This is a genomic window from Pseudomonas sp. PvP009 (genome assembly GCF_017832995.1).
In the GTDB taxonomy this organism is placed as follows: domain Bacteria; phylum Pseudomonadota; class Gammaproteobacteria; order Pseudomonadales; family Pseudomonadaceae; genus Aquipseudomonas; species Aquipseudomonas syringae.
Window position 1 is genome coordinate 5,043,327 of record NZ_JAFIBG010000001.1, and the last position, 16,797, is coordinate 5,060,123.

A 16,797-nucleotide genomic window follows, 5' to 3' on the forward strand; every position below is an offset into this window, starting at 1 on the left:
TCTTGGACTCCGCTGAAACACCCGAAACACGCCGTCCGCGATTTTTTTCGAGCTTTTTGCACTGACGGGCTTTACAGCCTAAAAGACGCTCCGTATAGTGCGCGCCATCGACAGGTTGATGCCTGTCGATACTGCCCAGATGGTGAAATTGGTAGACACGCCAGCTTCAGGTGCTGGTGACCGCAAGGTCGTGGAAGTTCGAGTCTTCTTCTGGGCACCAATTCAGGCGACAGACTACAACAGTCTCAAGCCTCACAAAAACCCGCGAAAGCGGGTTTTTGCATTTTCAGGGTTTGATTATTAAATCAAAACAGGGGTTTACAGAGTAAAACGATCGCCGTATAGTGCGCCCCATCAACGGCGTACACGCTGCTGATGCTGCCCAGATGGTGAAATTGGTAGACACGCCAGCTTCAGGTGCTGGTGACCGCAAGGTCGTGGAAGTTCGAGTCTTCTTCTGGGCACCAATTCAAAAAAACCGAGCCAATGGCTCGGTTTTTTGCTTTTTGGCTTGCTCATCCTGGCGACTGAGCAAGCCAAGTCCATAACGGACACACTCCGTTAGGGCTTCAAAGCGAAGCCATAGGCCACCTCTCCGCCGATTTTTATGTCTGAAAGATCTTTATCTGTGTCGTTATCAGGGTAATAGCACTTTCTGGTCAACAAACCACCGTCACTTGCCCAGACCCTGCGCGCCCACTGCTGCCCCGCGGGCGCTGCCGGAAAATCGATATCCAGCTTCCCACCACCTTCAGCACGCAACCTGCGCCAGGTTGCCAGATCCGGGATGACAAGACCTTTGTTTCTGCTGTCGGCGATTTTTTTACACTCCGTGTAGGTATCGACATTCAGGTACTCCAACGTGGAAATACCTTGGACAGTGACCGTTACGTACACAACCTGGCCAAGGGAATCTCGCACCTGGACATATACAGATCCGTTCTTCCTGGCCATCAACAGGCCTTTAGCATCGACCTCGACGATAGACGATTCCCCGGACTCGAACGTATAGGGACCTTTACCGCCACTAACAACCATCAACTGACTTGAGCCGGGCGGCACTGCAGCAGTGCTGCCTGGCTTCGGGTACGCAGCGCTTAAAGAAACATCTGAAAACTTGACACTCAGCAAGTTGCCTTGCGGTTTGATTGTCAAACTCAGCGTCGGAAAGCCTTCAGCGTAGGTGTCACTGAAGTCACCATCGAACGTAACCTTTGCAAATACCTGCAACTGACTGCCCGCCGCCAAATTATCGAACTGGGCCCGAGTGATAGTAATAGCCAAGTCCTGCTTTGCATCGGCATCGGTCAATATTCTGGCTGTCCAGACGTTGATCTCCACCGCACTACCATCCTGGGCAGTACCTTCCAGCCGCAACCACACCCGTTGACCGGCTGCCATGAATGGCCACTTCTTGAGCGTCACCACGATGTCGGTTTTTACCGAGGCCAGATCCAGCAGATCTGCGGGTGCCTGGCCGACCACTGGCAGAGACAGGTTATCCCCACCAAGTAGATCGACATCGATGATGGTGTCGTCAGAATCTATCGGATTGATCAGCCCGTTGCGCGTGACCTGATAATAGACCCAGACCTCTGCCCCGGTATTGGAACCAATTGCCGAGGCTGGAATAACGAACTCCAATGCATTGCTCACACTGCCGACAGTTTGTTCGGCTATAGCTGGCGTTCCGGGGCCGTCAGTACCGATCCAGAAGAGCCGGACCTTGTCGCCAACAGCAATGGTGGGGTAAGGCTGAACAACCACTGTTGTGCCATTTTGCACGGCCATCGGATCAAGGACCCAGTCAACAGACGCCGGAACCTCAGGAGCAGGAAGCAATAGACCAGCCACCTGAGTGCCTACCGAAAACAGTTCTTCCTGAGACCTGAACTTCTGAGTCTTGCCGCCAAACCCTCTTCGCTCAATAACGTAATAGACAATGGCCTTTTTGTTGAGCGCTGTGCTGACGGAGGCCGCGGGAATATTGAATACCAGGTCGATATTCACGTTGGCTGCATCAACAGCCTGAACACCCAATACGACCGGATCACCACCCTCGGCCGGCTGCCAATAAGCCGCAACACTGTCTCCCACCTGAGTTTCGGCGGAAGGCACGGTGAGTTTTGTTCCAACGCTCGCAAGAGCAGCATCCATTTTGCCGTCTTTGACACCGTCCACCACAGCGCCGGTCAAAACCCTGGCATCTGCAGCCTCCTGATCCTTCTGGCTGCCGACAAAAAACTGATAGTCAGCAGAACGAAAACTGACTTTACGTCCATCTGGCAGGACACGCTCAAGCAGGTAAAAAACCGTCACAACCTTGCCTCGGTTGAATTCAATGGGGTTATCCAGATACACATCAAATGACATGTCGCCATCGACATTCTGCTGGGTAACAACCCCCTCATCGGTAAACGTCTTCTGTTTTGACGAGTCACTCCAGAATAGCGTGATCTTGTCTTTTACCAGTGTTCCAGCGGAAGGAATATGAACATTGATAGAGTCAGCAATTTTGTCCGGATCGAGACGATTATCAGAAACTTCGTTGATAAATGGCGGCAAACTCGCAAGGCTTGGTCCGACATAGATATTGCGCTTGGGCGAGGTATACCAGACGCCATCTCTATAAACCTTGTAGTAGATACTCATGACCCCATTGACCAGCGGCTTGATATCGGCATCTGTCCAGGTAATTTTCATTGGACGACGCTGTAGATTGCTGGCACTGATGGGCCGGTCTTTGTCAGTAAAGTTAATTGCATTCTGCTTGGCGTCCACGCCTTCCCTGACAAGTTTGACAGTGTCCCCAAGCTGAATACCTGGGTAATCGAGACTGACCGTTACAAAATTGACTGCTGCCTTGGCACTGATGTGGTCCGGGTCGATAGAGTCGTTGACGGCTTCCAACAATTCGGGAGCAGGCAGATAAAGACCTCGAATCTGAAACTCAAGAGGTCGCGATGTGCGAATCTTGCCAGTCATGTTGCTTGCGGGCCTGACGACATACTGAATAGTCGCTGTTTGACCGGCGAGCGCTTTCACAATATCAGACGGCACCGTCACGGTAAGTACATCACCACCAACGACAGATCGCGCTATGTAAGACGTACTCCAACTAATCAGCGATCCACTCTGAGACTTACCCTTGAAATTAATCTGAACGTGCTCGCCAGGAGCAAAACTCACGTAATAATTGTTCCATAACGACGACAGCCTGACTCCGAGCCCCCGCCCTGCAAGGTAGGACATATCCGACGGCGAGGGGGGCGATGAAGGCTTGTCGGGGTAGCCCAGTTGAACATATTTTACTCCTGTAACCGCATCAGTTCTCCAGACACCCCCAACACCTACCGGGGCAAGAGGAACATCCCATAAGACAGTCATATTCATTCCTTCCATAGAAATAAAATTATATATCCGGCTGTACGTTCTGAGGCCAGCACAGTACAGAGTACTCATCAGTCATCATGAGTTCTTGCTCACTGTAGAGGATCGTTGCTTATAGGATTACTATCAGAAGTAACAGGTAGACATTTTAAAAATAAACTTTTTGCGATTATCCAGACACAGCCCGCCTTGTGCCTTTGAAATGAGTACACGACGCTTCGCTACGATGTCAGCACTGTGTCAAACATCCTGCTGAGCGCCTCGCAAACCAAAGTGTAAGCGAAGGCCTTTTCCCAAAAACGCTCAACACCTCAAGCCCGAAACTGCCCCAGGCTCGCCTTCAACTGTGCAGCCAGCCCATCGAGCACCTTGCCGCTGGCAGTCGTCTCCACCACCGCCTTGGCAGCACGCTCGGCCTGAGCATGGATCACCTCGACTCGACCACGCACCGCCTGAGCGCCTTCAGCCTGATGAACGGCCGCCCTGGTCGCCAGACCAATGGCCGCATGCACCTGCTCCACGGAAGCTTGCACCGTCTGCTGCCGCTTGGCGCTGTCGCGCAGCACCTCAAGACCTTCCTTGGCCTGACGCCCGGCGATGCCGATGGCTGCGACCGCCTCTTTCGCGCCGCGCTGCAAGGCCACGATGTGCTCCTGAATATCGCCCGTCGAGCTTTGGGTCTTGCTGGCCAGCGCACGCACTTCGTCAGCCACCACGGCAAAGCCTCTGCCCGTCTCACCTGCGCGAGCCGCTTCGATGGCTGCGTTCAACGCCAGAAGGTTGGTTTGCTCGGCAATACCATGAATGACTTCCAGCACCACCTCGATCTGCTGGCTTTGCTGCGCCAGACGCTCGATCACTTGCGCCCCCGTCTCAACCTGCCCAGCCAGCGCTTCGATCAACCCGCCAACCTGACTGGAGGTACGGGTGTTTTCATCGGTTGCCTGTTTGATATCGATCACCTGACGCAGGGCTGCCTGCATCGCATGGCTTTCCGACTGCGCCTCGTCGGCCATCTGCTCCAGCGCTTTGAGGCTGGCCGCCACTTCGTCCCGCTGCAATTCGGCCGCCGCATCGGCACCGGCGTTACGCTCGCTCATGACACCGATTTCCTGCCCGGTGCGCTGCGCCACTTCGCCTGCCTCGCGGACGATAGGTTGCAGCTTGTCGATGAAGCGGTTGACCGCCGCCGACATATCACCAATCTCGTCATTGCTGTCCAGCTTGACGCGCTTGGTCAGATCGCCCTCGCCCGCCGCCAGGTCATTGAGTGCCGCGATCAGCAGATGCAGCTTGCTGACAACCCGACGTCCGAGCACCACCGCCAGTAACAGCAAGACACACAGGCCGACCAGCGCCAGACCCATGCCGATTCTCCAGCGCAGTGTTTCGGCAGCTTCCTGAACCGCAACACGCGTGTTGGCGGTCATCGCAGTCGCTGCCGCCTGAGCCGACTGCAGACGCGTGCGCAAGGCAGTCGAGCTGTCTTTCGAGGCACTGGCAAGGCTGTCAGACACCAACTGTTCACCACTGGTGATCAGGGTCGCGAAACGCTTGTCCAGCGCGGCAAGGTTCTCTTCGACCGTTGCCGTTGACACACCCATGCGCACCTTGCCGATCTCTACACCGTTAGGGCTGATGGACGCTTCAACGTAATACACGGAAGGATCGTTTTTCGCCGCATTGAGGACCTTGTCCATCGCCCGCTCGCCCTCACCCTTGGCCAGCAGGGCCTTGACCAGCGGATTGTCGCGATTCATGTAACGCGTAAGGTGCTCACCTGCGGCGTCGTCATAAACGACGAACAGTACGTTGGGATTGCGCTGGGCACGGCGTGCGAATTCGGAAAGCGTCGGAGTGTCGTTGTCCCACATGGCGCGCGGAGCGACGGCAGCCAGCAGTTCGGCCATGTCGGTCGCGGACTCGCGAAGGTCTTTCTCCAGCGTGGCACGCAGTTGAGCCTGCTCGTCCTTCAGGCGGGTAGAAAGCCCGACACTCAGGCGCTGACGAGTGCTGGATGACAACGCATCGAGGCTCGATGTCACTTCGCTACTCGCCGACTCCAGCTCTGCGGAAAGATGTTGCGAATCTACCCCGAGACGGTTGGCGAGATCAGCCTCAAGCGCGGTGACCGTGCTCCGGGTAAGCGCAACCGCCACGATGACCTGCACCAAAAGGGCAATGCCCAGCGCAATAAAGACCGGGCGCAGCAGACGACTTTGCAAGAGAGACAAGACTGCAGACACAGGAGAATCCTTCCACCCACAGCGCCATTAAAATGATGGCACTTTTCTGTCATCTTTGTAGCAAGCGCCGTGCCGTGACACAAGTCTCACTTTTTGCCGGATTGAATCCACCCGACGCTGAACGCAAAAAGGGCCGCAAATGCGGCCCTCTTTGTGGTGCTCGGCGATGGATCAGCCGAACGGGTGACGCAGTACGATGGTTTCGTTGCGGTCAGGACCGGTCGAAATGATATCGATAGGCGCACCGACCAGCTCTTCGACGCGCTTGATGTAGGCGCGTGCAGCGGCCGGCAGCTCTTCAAGGGTCTTGGCACCCAGTGTGGACTCGCTCCAGCCCGGCATTTCTTCGTAGACCGGACGCAGGCCGAGGTAGCTGTCAGCGTCGGTAGGCGCGTCGATGACCGCGCCTTCTTCGTTCTCGTAGCCGATGCAGATATTGATGGTTTCCAGACCGTCGAGCACGTCCAGCTTGGTCAGGCACAGACCCGAAATGCTGTTGATTTCGATAGCGCGACGCAGGATGACCGCATCGAACCAGCCGCAACGGCGGGCTCGACCGGTGGTAGCACCGAACTCGTGACCGCGCTTGGCCAGGAAGGCACCGACATCGTCAAACAGTTCGGTCGGGAACGGACCCGAACCCACGCGCGTGGTGTAGGCCTTGGTGATGCCCAGGATGTAATCCAGGTACATCGGACCAAAACCGGAACCGGTGGCAATGCCGCCCGCAGTGGTGTTGGAGCTGGTGACGTACGGGTAGGTACCGTGGTCGATGTCCAGCAGCGAACCCTGGGCACCTTCGAACATTATGTCTTTGCCGTCGCGACGCATTTCATGCAGCGCAGCGGTGACGTCAAGCATCAGCGGCTTGAGCATGTCAGCGTATTCCATGCACTCGTCGAGTGTCTTCTGGAAGTCGATGGCAGGCTCTTTGTAGTAATTGACCAGCACGAAGTTGTGGTAGTCGAGCAGTTCGCCCAGCTTGGCGGCGAAACGCTCGCGATGGAACAGGTCGCCGATGCGCAGACCGCGACGTGCAACCTTGTCTTCGTAAGCGGGGCCGATGCCGCGACCGGTGGTGCCGATCTTGAACTCGCCACGGGCCTTTTCACGCGCCTGGTCGAGTGCCACGTGATACGACAGGATCAGCGGGCAGGACGGGCTGATGCGCAGGCGCTCGCGCACCGGAATGCCTTTCTCTTCCAGCTTGATGATTTCGCGCAGGAGCGCGTCGGGAGCAACCACCACACCGTTACCGATCAGGCACTGCACGCCTTCGCGCAGCACACCGGACGGAATCAGGTGCAATACGGTTTTCTCACCGTCGATCACCAGTGTGTGGCCAGCGTTGTGGCCACCCTGATAGCGAACTACGGCGGTAGCATGTTCGGTCAGCAGATCAACGATCTTGCCTTTGCCCTCATCACCCCATTGAGTGCCCAGGACTACGACATTCTTACCCATAACACTTGTCCTCATTCACGCAAACTTGGTGCCGGCGGCGGCCGGCAGGAATACTCAAGAAGCCAGCGGCATTACCTGCCAGTGCTCGCCATGCTGAATCAATTGCCGGTCACAGTCGGCTTCACGCGCGGCGCTCGCCTGCTGCCCAGGCAAGGCCTGAACCACACGCTGACCTTCACTGCGCAACTGGCAAACCATCTGCCAGAGTGCCGCATCCGTACTGTCCGGCACCCAGATGCCACCAGACGGTAGGACGATTTCTGCCTGCCCCAGGGTAACCAGGGTTTTCAGGTCGGTGGAAAAGCCGGTCGCCGGGCGGGCACGACCGAAGTCGGCGCCGATGTCATCGTAACGACCGCCCTGAGCGATCGACTGGCCCACGCCCGGTACGAATACCGCGAACACCACACCGGTGTGGTAGTGGTAGCCGCGCAGTTCGCCCAGGTCAAAGTACAGCGGCAACTGCGGGAAACGCGCAGTCAGACGCTCGGCGATCGACAGCAGGTCATCCAGCGCGGCCAGCACCGGCGCAGGTGCGCCGGCCAGACGATCACGTGCGGCGTCCAGCACCTCACGACCACCGCACAGATCGACCAGTGCGCGCAGCATCGTTGCCAGCTCTGGCGGCAGATCGGCGGTCAGGGCAATCACCTCATCGATGGCCTTGCGCTGCAGCGCATCGAACAGCTGCTGCTCGACTTCACCCGACAGGCCGGCGGCACGCGCCAGACCACGGTAGATACCGACATGCCCGAGGTCCATGTGCACATCCGGCACATCGGCCAGTTGCAGCATGGCCAGCATCAGGCTGATGACTTCGACGTCGCTGCTCGGGCTCGCATCGCCGTACAACTCGGCACCCAGTTGTATCGGGCTGCGCGAGGACGACAGCGCGCGCGGCTGGGCATGCAGAACGCTGCCCGCGTAGCACAGACGGCTCGGGCCTTCACGTTTCAGGGTGTGCGCATCGATGCGTGCAACCTGCGGCGTGATGTCGGCGCGAAAGCCCATCTGCCGGCCCGATTGCGGGTCGATAACCTTGAAGGTGCGCAGATCCAGATCCGAACCCGCGCCAGTCAGCAGGGACTCGAGATACTCGATATGCGGGGTGACGACAAACTCATAGCCCCAGCTCTGAAACAGATCCAACACCTGACGGCGCGCTACTTCAATGCGCGCCGCTTCCGGTGGCAGTACTTCTTCGATGCCATCTGGTAGCAGCCAGCGGTCGACCGTTGCCATTACGCCATTCCCCTGTGATCCAGGCGGCCAGCCTAAGGGCCGACCTTGAGTGAAGCAGAAAGTGGTGCGCCGTATGACGGGCACGACAAATGCCCGAGACAGGCCTTGCAGACCACTTTCCTCGAAAAATCTTGCCGCGTTCCGATTCAGATACGGCCAATCAATCGTGCAGACGCAAAAAAGCCGGGAATTTCCCGGCTGCCGCATGATACACACGTTTCACCGTACGTTCACCCCACCGGGCGGTTTTGCCGCCCGGCGGATGATTAATTACGGCTTGGCTTTTTCCATGTAGCGAAAGAATTCACTGTTCGGATCAAGCACCATCACGTCGCTCTTGTTCGCAAAGCTTTCGCGGTAGGCACGCAGGCTGCGATAGAACGCGTAGAACTCCTGGTCCTGACCATACGCCTTGGAGTAGATCGCGGCAGCCTGGGCATCACCATCACCACGCGCTTCTTCCGACTCGCGATAGGCTTCGGCCAGCAGCACACGACGCTGACGATCGGCGTCGGCACGGATGCCTTCAGCCAGCTCGTTACCCTTGGCACGGTGCTCGCGCGCTTCACGCTCACGCTCGGTGCTCATACGTTCGAAAACGCTGCGATTCACTTCCTTCGGCAGATCGATGGCCTTGACCCGGACATCGACGACTTCGATACCCAGTTCTTTCTCGGCCATGCGGTTCAGCGAGCCGGTGATATCCGCCATCAGCGCATCTCGCTCACCCGACACGACTTCGTGCAGGGTGCGCTTGCCGAACTGGTCACGCAGGCCGGATTCCAGACGACGCGAAAGACGCTCGTCGGCTATCTGCTTGAGGCCGGAAGTCGCGGTGTAGAAACGCTCCGCATCCTTCACACGCCACTTGGCGTAGGCATCGACCATGACCGCTTTCTTTTCCAGTGTCAGGAAGCGCTGGGTCGGTGCATCGAGGGTCAGCAAACGACCGTCGAACTTGCGCACCTGGTTCACGTAAGGAACCTTCACATGCAGACCCGGCTGAACGTCAGCCTGGACCACACGACCGAATTGCAGCAGGACCGCACGCTCTGTCTGGGACACGATGTAGAAGCTGTTCCAGGCAATGACGGCCAGTATCACGCCAACAATGAGGGCGATCAGCGATTTGTTACTCATCAGCGAGTCTCCCTGGTACGTACTTCACCACGCTGCTGAGCCTCATTCGCCCGGGCAGCGGCGGCAGCAGCGGCAGCATCATTGGCCGACTGCGATGGCGTACCTGAATTGGAGCCATTGCCGTTACTGCTGCGGCTGCTCTCGATCATCTTGTCGAGCGGCAGATAAAGCAGATTGTTCTGCCCCTTGTCGCCGGTCACGAGCACCTTGCTGGTATTGCTGAAGACTTCCTGCATGGTGTCCAGATACAGACGCTGACGGGTGACTTCAGGAGCCTTGCGGTACTCGGCAACCAGTTTGGTAAAGCGATCCGCCTCACCCTTGGCACGCGAAACCACTTCATCGCGGTAACCGTTGGCATCTTCGAGAATACGCTGAGCCTGACCACGGGCTTCCGGGATCACACCATTGGCGTAGCTTTCAGCCTGGTTGCGTGCACGCTGCTCGTCTTCACGGGCGCGGATCACGTCATCAAAGGCTTCCTGCACTTCACGCGGCGCGGCGGCGCTCTGTACGTTCACCTGGGTCACGGTGATGCCGGTGCGGTAGGTATCCAGGAAGCGTTGCAGACGCTCCTTGATTTCGCTGGCCATCAGTTCGCGGCCTTCAGTCAGCACCTGATCCATCGCCGTGGAACCCACGACATGGCGCAACGCACTTTCAGTCGCGTGCTGCAGGCTGATTTCAGGCTGATCGACGTTCAGCACGAAGGCCTGAAGATCGCTGATCTTGTATTGCACGGTCAGCGGCACTTCGACGATGTTCTCGTCTTCGGTGAGCATCTGGCCCTGCTTGCTGTAGGCACGCTCGCGAGTCACGTTCTCCATGTACTTGCGATCGAACGGCGGGAAGTAGATGTTAAGACCCGGGCCCACGGTCTCGTGGTACTGACCGAAACGCAGCACGACAGCCTGCTCTTGCTCGTCAACCACATAGATAGCGCTGTAAAGCCAGAAAGCGACGAGCACGACAAGCCCGATGCCGAGCAGGCCGAAGCCGCCGCCCTTGCCTGAACCGCCGCCATTGCCACTGCCGCCGCCATCGCTGCCGCGTTTGTTACCGCCGCCGAACAACCCCTTCAGGCTTTCCTGCAGCTTACGGAAGGCCTCGTCGAGATCAGGTGGTCCCTTGCGGTCGCCGCCACGGCGTTTGCCACCCCAGGGATCTTGATTATTCGAGTTGCCACCCGGCTCATTCCAAGCCATAGCGCTCTCCATCTGATAAAGCAAAGACGCGCCCGCGGCGCGCCGACCAATGCTACAGAATGCTCGGGAAAGCCGTACAACGGCTTTCTCGTGCTTTTATTGCAAAGTGTGTTGCTCGATGAACTCCAGCGGCTGCAATCCTTCGCGACTCACCAGTCGATTGAGTTCAACGCGCGGCAGTCGTACGGCCAGCACACTGGCACCTTCCTCATCATGCGTTTCGCTCTGCACCGCACCCAGCTCAAAGAACTGGGCACGCAGCCGGGCAAGACTCTGAGGCAGAAGCAGCGTGCCGACGAACAGGTCGTCGCCGAGCAATTCGGCGATAGCCTGTTTGAGCAGATCAAGCCCTCGACCATCACGGGCAGAAACCCAGACACGCTGCGGCTTGCCATCGGCATCGCGCTGTATCTGAGGCTCTACGCCTTCAAGCAGATCGAGTTTGTTATAGACCTCGAGGATCGGCAAGCCCTCGGCGCCGATCTCGCCAAGCACCGCCATGACCTGCTCGATCTGCGACATGCGATCCGGCTCGTGGGAGTCGATCACGTGCAGGAGTAAATCGGAGTTGCTCGATTCTTCAAGCGTCGCACGGAAAGCCTCGACCAGCTTGTGCGGCAGGTGGCGAATGAAGCCCACGGTATCGGCCAGCACGATAGGGCCCAGGTCATCGAGTTGCAGACGACGCAGGGTCGGATCGAGTGTGGCGAACAACTGGTCTGCCGCAAACACATCCGAATCGGTTACCGAGTTGAACAGGGTCGATTTGCCGGCGTTGGTATACCCCACCAGTGAAACCGATGGAATATCCGCGCGACGACGCCCGCGACGGGCCTGATCACGCTGGCTGCGAACCTTCTCCAGCCGTCCCTTGATCTGCCGCAGGCGAACCCGCAATAGACGTCGGTCGGTTTCGAGCTGGGTTTCACCCGGACCGCGCAGGCCGATACCACCTTTCTGTCGCTCAAGGTGGGTCCAGCCACGGACCAGACGGGTACTCATGTGCTCAAGCTGGGCCAGTTCGACCTGAAGCTTGCCTTCGTGAGTACGCGCCCGTTGCGCAAAGATATCGAGAATCAGACCGGTGCGATCAAGCACACGACACTCGAAAACGCGTTCGAGGTTGCGTTCCTGACTGGGCGTGAGGGTGTGATTGAAGATGACCAGATCGGCCTGTTCGGCCTTGACCTGATCGCGAAGCTCTTCGACCTTGCCAGAGCCGATCAGATACTTGGCCGAAGGCCGATGACGCGGCACGTTGATAAACGCAACGGTATCGGCACCGGCCGAGATGGCCAATTCCTGAAACTCCTGCGGATCTTCGCGCGCCTCAGGGTCCTGACCATCCAGATGAACGAGAATTGCACGTTCACCACCACTGTGGCGCTCAAAGAACAAGGCAGACTCCTATCAGGCGTTACCTGGCTCGGCGTCCGCACCGTCAGCGTCTGTAGCGCTTGGCAGGCGAATCGGGCGAACCGGTACGACGGTGGAAATAGCGTGTTTGTAGACCATCTGGCTGACCGTGTTCTTCAGCAAAATGACGAACTGGTCGAAAGACTCGATCGTACCCTGCAGCTTGATACCGTTGACCAGATAGATCGATACCCCGACCTTCTCTTTACGCAAGGTATTCAGGTAAGGGTCTTGTAGCGAATGCCCTTTTGACATGTGCCGCACTCCTTTAAGGATCAATAAAATAAAAAATCGAATTCGATTAGCTTGACCGACCACCCCCCAAGGATAGACGGCTATTGCAGGGACTCAGCTCAATATGGAGACCGATCCCAGGTATTTCAAGGCGCGCGACAGATTGTCGCTGGCCAGGCTGTCCAGCCAGTGCAAGTCCTCCCAGCTGCGTAGCCAGGTGAACTGCCTTTTGGCCAGCTGGCGCGTTGCAATGATGCCGCGCTCCTGCATTTCATCCCGCGTCAGCTTCCCATCCAGGTGATCCCAGACCTGGCGATAACCGACGGCTCTTATCGATGGCAACCCCGAATGCAGGTCACCTCTTGAGCGCAATGCCAGTACTTCGTCCAGAAACCCCTGATCCAGCATTTGCTCGAAACGTAGCGCGATGCGTTGGTGCAGCACCTTGCGATCAGCCGGAGCGATGGCAAGGTTCGCGACAGTATAGGGCAATTGCTGGCGCCCTGATGCGGCTGCTTCGGTACTTTGCGCAGTTTGTTGCTCGCGATGTGCCGTCATGCTCATTCCGCTGACGCGATACACCTCGAGCGCCCTGATCAGCCGTTGCGGATCGTTGGGGTGAATACGTGCCGCCGAAACGGGATCGACCACCGCCAATTGATCGTGCAATGCCTGCCAGCCGAAGGCCTGTGCATCGGCCTCAAGCTGCGCCCTGACCTGTGCATCGGCCGCCGGCATGTCCGCCAGCCCGTCCAATAGAGCCTTGAAATACAACATAGTGCCGCCGACCAGCAAAGGAATATTTCCGCGTGCGGTAATTTCCGCCATGGCCGCCAGGGCGTCACTGCGAAAATCGGCTGCGGAGTAGCTTTGCGCCGGGTCGAGAATATCGATCAGACGGTGAGGATGTTCAGCCAGCTGCGTCTTCGACGGCTTGGCGGTGCCGATGTCCATGCCGCGATAGACCAGCGCAGAATCGACGCTGATCAACTCGCAGGGCAGCACTTTAGTCAGTTCTATCGCAAGGTCGGTCTTGCCTGCAGCAGTAGGCCCCATGAGAAAGATGGCCGGAGGTAAAGCGTTCATTCATTGACCGCGCAGGAATAATTTATCCAGGTCATTGAGACCCATCTGGGTCCAGGTAGGACGACCGTGGTTGCATTGCCCGCTGCGCTCGGTGTTTTCCATGTCACGCAGCAGGCCGTTCATTTCCGGGATGGCCAGACGCCGATTGGCACGAATCGCGCCGTGGCAGGCCATGGTGCCGAGCAGCTCGTTCATGTGCGCCTGCACCCGGTCGCTGGTGCCGTATTCCATGAGGTCGGCCAGTACGTCGCTGACCAGCCGATTGGCTTCGGCCTGTTTGAGCAACGCGGGGATCTGGCGGATTGCCAGGGTTTCCGGGCCGAGCCGCTGCAGTTCGAAGCCCAGGCGCTGGAAAGTCGCAAGGTGCTCTTCGGCACAATCCGCTTCACGCTGGCTGACCGCGATGGATTCGGGCACCAGCAATGGCTGGCCGCTCAGGCCTTCGTTGGCCATGGCTATTTTAAGGCGCTCGTACATGATCCGCTCGTGAGCGGCATGCATGTCCACCAGCACCAGGCCGTGAGCGTTTTCAGCAAGAATGTAGATACCCTTGAGCTGCGCCAGCGCATAACCCAGCGGCGGAATGTCACCGGGCGATTCAGGCAGCGACGCGGGCGCGGCACTGGGCAGCGGCGCGAAGAATTCACGGTAAGCGCTTTGCGCTTCGGCCACCGGCACGCCAGCGGTGGGCCGAGGCGTGTATTGATACTGATAACCGCTGCCAGCGCCGCCACCGGCAGCAGGCCGGGAAAACGGCTCGCCCTGGGGCTGCTCCAGCACATTGTTGGCCAGACGCATTTCACCCTGCGGCCCGAATTCACCCGCTTCAGGTCCGCTCGGGCGGGTCTCGGCGACAACCGGCACACTGCCACCCAGCTGATTTTCAGGGCGCACATCGCCCAGCGCACGGTAGAGGGTGCCATACAGGAAGTCATGCACCATGCGCCCGTCGCGGAAGCGCACTTCATGCTTGGTCGGGTGAACGTTGACGTCCACAGCGGCCGGATCGACCTCGAAGAACAGCACAAAGGTCGGATGACGGCCATTGAACAGCACGTCGCGATACGCCTGACGCACCGCGTGGGCGACCAGCTTGTCGCGCACTGCCCGGCCATTCACGAAGAAGTATTGCAGGTCGGCCTGGCTGCGCGAGAAAGTCGGCAACCCGACCCAGCCCCACAGATGCAGGCCATTGCGCTCGATCTCGATGGGCAGCGCCTGCTCCAGAAAGCCCGGCCCGCAGATTGCCGAGACACGTCGCGCTCTGGCGGTGTCGTCATGCGCTTCATGCAGGCTCAGCACGGTCTTGCCGTTATGACGCAGGTGGAAGGCCACGTCGAAACGCGCCAGCGCCATGCGCTTGATGACTTCCTGCAAATGATCGAATTCGGTTTTTTCGGCTTTCAGAAACTTGCGTCGGGCCGGCGTGTTGAAGAACAGGTCGCGCACTTCAACGGAGGTGCCTACCGGATGCGCGGCTGGCTGCACGCGTGGCGCCATGTCACGACCTTCGGTTTCGACCTGCCACGCCTGATCGGCGTCGCGAGTGCGCGAGGTCAGGGTCAGACGCGCCACGGAGCTGATCGAAGCCAGCGCTTCGCCGCGAAACCCCAGGCTCATGACCCGCTCGAGGTCTTCCAGGTCGCGAATCTTGCTGGTCGCGTGGCGTGCCAGCGCCAATGGCAGATCGTCCGAAGAGATACCGCCGCCATCGTCACGCACTTTCAACAGTTTGATACCGGCCTGCTCGACGTCAACATCGATGCGCCGCGCGCCGGAATCGAGGCTGTTTTCCAGCAGCTCCTTGATCACCGAAGCCGGCCGCTCGACAACTTCGCCCGCCGCAATCTGGTTGGCCAGACGCGGACTGAGCAGTTCGATGCGTGCTGCGTTCAGGGCAGTTTGAGCGTTATCGGCTTCGGCGCCGTCGAGCAGGAGATCGGTCATTACTGAGTCGCCACCTCGGAACTTGGAATACGCAGATCCTGGCCGATCTTCAATTCATCGGACTTCAGATTGTTGGCGCTGCGCAAAGTGGCGATGTTCATGTCGTAGCGCGCGGCGAGCATGGCCAGGGTTTCGCCGGAACGAACGACGTGATTGCGCGGCCCCTGGGCCAGCTTGCCGTTATCACGCAGCCAGGCGATATAGGTGCCCTGCGGCGGGTTCTGCTGGAAGAACTGTTTGACGCCCGACGTGATCGAACGCGCCAGCGCCTGTTGATGCGACGCAGAACCGAGCTTGTTGGCCTCATTGGCGTTGGAGATAAAGCCGGTTTCCACCAGAATCGACGGAATATCCGGCGACTTGAGCACCATGAAGCCCGCCTGCTCGACACGTGACTTGTGCAGCGAGGTCACGCGGCCAATATTGCTCAATACCTTCTGGCCAACGTTCAGGCTCGAAGACAGCGACGCAGTCATGGACAAGTCCAGCAACACACCCGCGAGCATGCGGTCCTTGTCATCGAGACTGACTGCGCCGGCCCCACCGATCAGGTCAGAACGGTTTTCACTGTCCGCCAGCCAGCGGGCGGTTTCGGAAGTGGCGCCACGATCAGACAGGGCGAACACCGATGCGCCGAACGCAGCGGAGGACGGCGCGGCGTCGGCGTGGATCGACACAAACAGGTCAGCGCCCTTGGAGCGGGCGATCTCGGTACGTTTGCGCAGCGGAATAAAGTAGTCACCGGTCCGCGTCAGTTCGGCACGGTAACCTTTCTCGGCATTCACCTGGCGCTGCAACTCCTTGGCAATCGACAGCACCACGTTTTTCTCTTTCTGACCGGCGCCGCCCGAGGCACCAGGGTCTTCCCCGCCGTGCCCGGCATCGATCACCACAACGATATCGCGCTTGCCATTCGGCACCGGGGTCAGCTTGATTTCAGGCTTGGCCGGGCTGACCGGAACTGCGGGTGCGGTGTTGGCAGCGGTGTCGGGAATCACCGGCGTGGGGTTGGCATCGGCGGCGTTGTCGTACAGGTCGACCACCAGACGGTTGCCGTATTGCTGGTTGGGCGCCAGCGTGAAGCTCTTCGGGGTCACACCCTTTTTCAGGTCGATGACCACGCGCAGGTCGGTAGGTGTGCGCTGCGCAGAACGCATGCTGCTGATCGGCGTATTGGCCGTGGGTACGTTCAAGGGTCCGCCGAGCGTCGCACCATTGATATCGATCACCAGACGGTCAGGCGAAGTCAGGGTAAACAGGCTGTGCTGAACCGGCCCCGTCAGGTCGAAGACCAGACGTGTGTTATCCGGCGCTCGCCATAAGCGGACACTTCGTACTTGCGTAGCGGCAACCGCCTCGACAGCCATGGCCATCAACAGCAGACCCACTACAGTAACCAGCGCGCGCATGCGCATACCTAACCCCAT

Annotated in this window: 11 protein-coding genes and 2 tRNA genes; 2 read left to right on the forward strand and 11 right to left on the reverse strand. The window is 58.6% G+C overall.

Annotation, left to right across the window (positions count from 1 at the left end):
• The first annotated feature begins 133 nt into the window (after positions 1 to 133).
• A tRNA-Leu gene (locus JOE29_RS21715) sits at positions 134 to 220 on the forward strand.
• 160 nt (positions 221 to 380) lie between these two features.
• Positions 381 to 467: transfer RNA gene (locus JOE29_RS21720), tRNA-Leu, on the forward strand.
• Between the two features lie 94 nt (positions 468 to 561).
• Here JOE29_RS21720 and JOE29_RS21725 read toward each other — a convergent pair.
• From JOE29_RS21725 to JOE29_RS21775, 11 genes are all read right to left on the reverse strand, one after another.
• Positions 562 to 3,387 carry a hypothetical protein gene (locus tag JOE29_RS21725; protein ID WP_057407570.1) on the reverse strand — a complete coding sequence of 942 codons (2,826 nt, stop codon included), beginning with the start codon at positions 3,385 to 3,387 and terminating at the stop codon, positions 562 to 564.
• A gap of 314 nt (positions 3,388 to 3,701) precedes the next feature.
• Positions 3,702 to 5,636, reverse strand: coding sequence for a methyl-accepting chemotaxis protein (locus JOE29_RS21730; RefSeq protein WP_103365082.1), 1,935 nt, complete (start codon positions 5,634 to 5,636; stop codon positions 3,702 to 3,704).
• A 171-nt stretch (positions 5,637 to 5,807) separates the two neighbouring features.
• Complete coding sequence (locus tag JOE29_RS21735) at positions 5,808 to 7,100, reverse strand: adenylosuccinate synthase (RefSeq protein ID WP_003422343.1); 1,293 nt, start codon at positions 7,098 to 7,100, stop codon at positions 5,808 to 5,810.
• 54 nt (positions 7,101 to 7,154) lie between these two features.
• Positions 7,155 to 8,342 (reverse strand): ATP phosphoribosyltransferase regulatory subunit, encoded by a 1,188-nt coding sequence (locus tag JOE29_RS21740; protein WP_016567069.1) that lies wholly within the window; start codon positions 8,340 to 8,342, stop codon positions 7,155 to 7,157.
• A gap of 270 nt (positions 8,343 to 8,612) precedes the next feature.
• On the reverse strand, positions 8,613 to 9,482 hold the full coding sequence (gene hflC, locus JOE29_RS21745; RefSeq protein ID WP_003393535.1) for a protease modulator HflC: 870 nt from the start codon (positions 9,480 to 9,482) through the stop codon (positions 8,613 to 8,615).
• Positions 9,482 to 10,687, reverse strand: coding sequence for an FtsH protease activity modulator HflK (hflK, locus tag JOE29_RS21750; RefSeq protein ID WP_003422345.1), 1,206 nt, complete (start codon positions 10,685 to 10,687; stop codon positions 9,482 to 9,484). The genes hflC and hflK overlap by 1 nt, the downstream gene beginning before the upstream one ends.
• Before the next feature lie 96 nt (positions 10,688 to 10,783).
• The gene (gene hflX, locus JOE29_RS21755; protein ID WP_002551820.1) at positions 10,784 to 12,085 is read right to left on the reverse strand and encodes a ribosome rescue GTPase HflX; all 1,302 of its coding nucleotides are present in this window, start codon (positions 12,083 to 12,085) and stop codon (positions 10,784 to 10,786) included.
• Between the two features lie 12 nt (positions 12,086 to 12,097).
• A complete protein-coding gene (gene hfq, locus JOE29_RS21760) occupies positions 12,098 to 12,358 on the reverse strand; it encodes an RNA chaperone Hfq (RefSeq protein WP_002551819.1) in 261 nt (86 codons plus the stop codon).
• A gap of 93 nt (positions 12,359 to 12,451) precedes the next feature.
• Positions 12,452 to 13,423, reverse strand: a complete 972-nt coding sequence (gene miaA / locus JOE29_RS21765) for a tRNA (adenosine(37)-N6)-dimethylallyltransferase MiaA (protein ID WP_003393538.1) — start codon at positions 13,421 to 13,423, stop codon at positions 12,452 to 12,454.
• A complete protein-coding gene (gene mutL / locus JOE29_RS21770) occupies positions 13,424 to 15,370 on the reverse strand; it encodes a DNA mismatch repair endonuclease MutL (RefSeq protein WP_016567066.1) in 1,947 nt (648 codons plus the stop codon).
• Positions 15,370 to 16,797, reverse strand: coding sequence for an N-acetylmuramoyl-L-alanine amidase (locus tag JOE29_RS21775; protein ID WP_198710878.1), 1,428 nt, complete (start codon positions 16,795 to 16,797; stop codon positions 15,370 to 15,372). Before JOE29_RS21775 ends, mutL begins: the two co-directional genes overlap by 1 nt.

What these genes read in the sequence shown, in the direction of transcription:
- JOE29_RS21725 (WP_057407570.1), bottom strand. Translation starts at nt 3,387, where the DNA reads ATGACTGTCTTATGGGATGTTCCTCTTGCCCCGGTAGGTGTTGGGGGT.
- JOE29_RS21735 (WP_003422343.1), bottom strand. Translation starts at nt 7,100, where the DNA reads ATGGGTAAGAATGTCGTAGTCCTGGGCACTCAATGGGGTGATGAGGGC.
- JOE29_RS21740 (WP_016567069.1), bottom strand. Translation starts at nt 8,342, where the DNA reads ATGGCAACGGTCGACCGCTGGCTGCTACCAGATGGCATCGAAGAAGTA.
- hflC (WP_003393535.1), bottom strand. Translation starts at nt 9,482, where the DNA reads ATGAGTAACAAATCGCTGATCGCCCTCATTGTTGGCGTGATACTGGCC.
- hflK (WP_003422345.1), bottom strand. Translation starts at nt 10,687, where the DNA reads ATGGCTTGGAATGAGCCGGGTGGCAACTCGAATAATCAAGATCCCTGG.
- hfq (WP_002551819.1), bottom strand. Translation starts at nt 12,358, where the DNA reads ATGTCAAAAGGGCATTCGCTACAAGACCCTTACCTGAATACCTTGCGT.
- miaA (WP_003393538.1), bottom strand. Translation starts at nt 13,423, where the DNA reads ATGAACGCTTTACCTCCGGCCATCTTTCTCATGGGGCCTACTGCTGCA.
- mutL (WP_016567066.1), bottom strand. Translation starts at nt 15,370, where the DNA reads ATGACCGATCTCCTGCTCGACGGCGCCGAAGCCGATAACGCTCAAACT.
- JOE29_RS21775 (WP_198710878.1), bottom strand. Translation starts at nt 16,797, where the DNA reads ATGGGGTTAGGTATGCGCATGCGCGCGCTGGTTACTGTAGTGGGTCTG.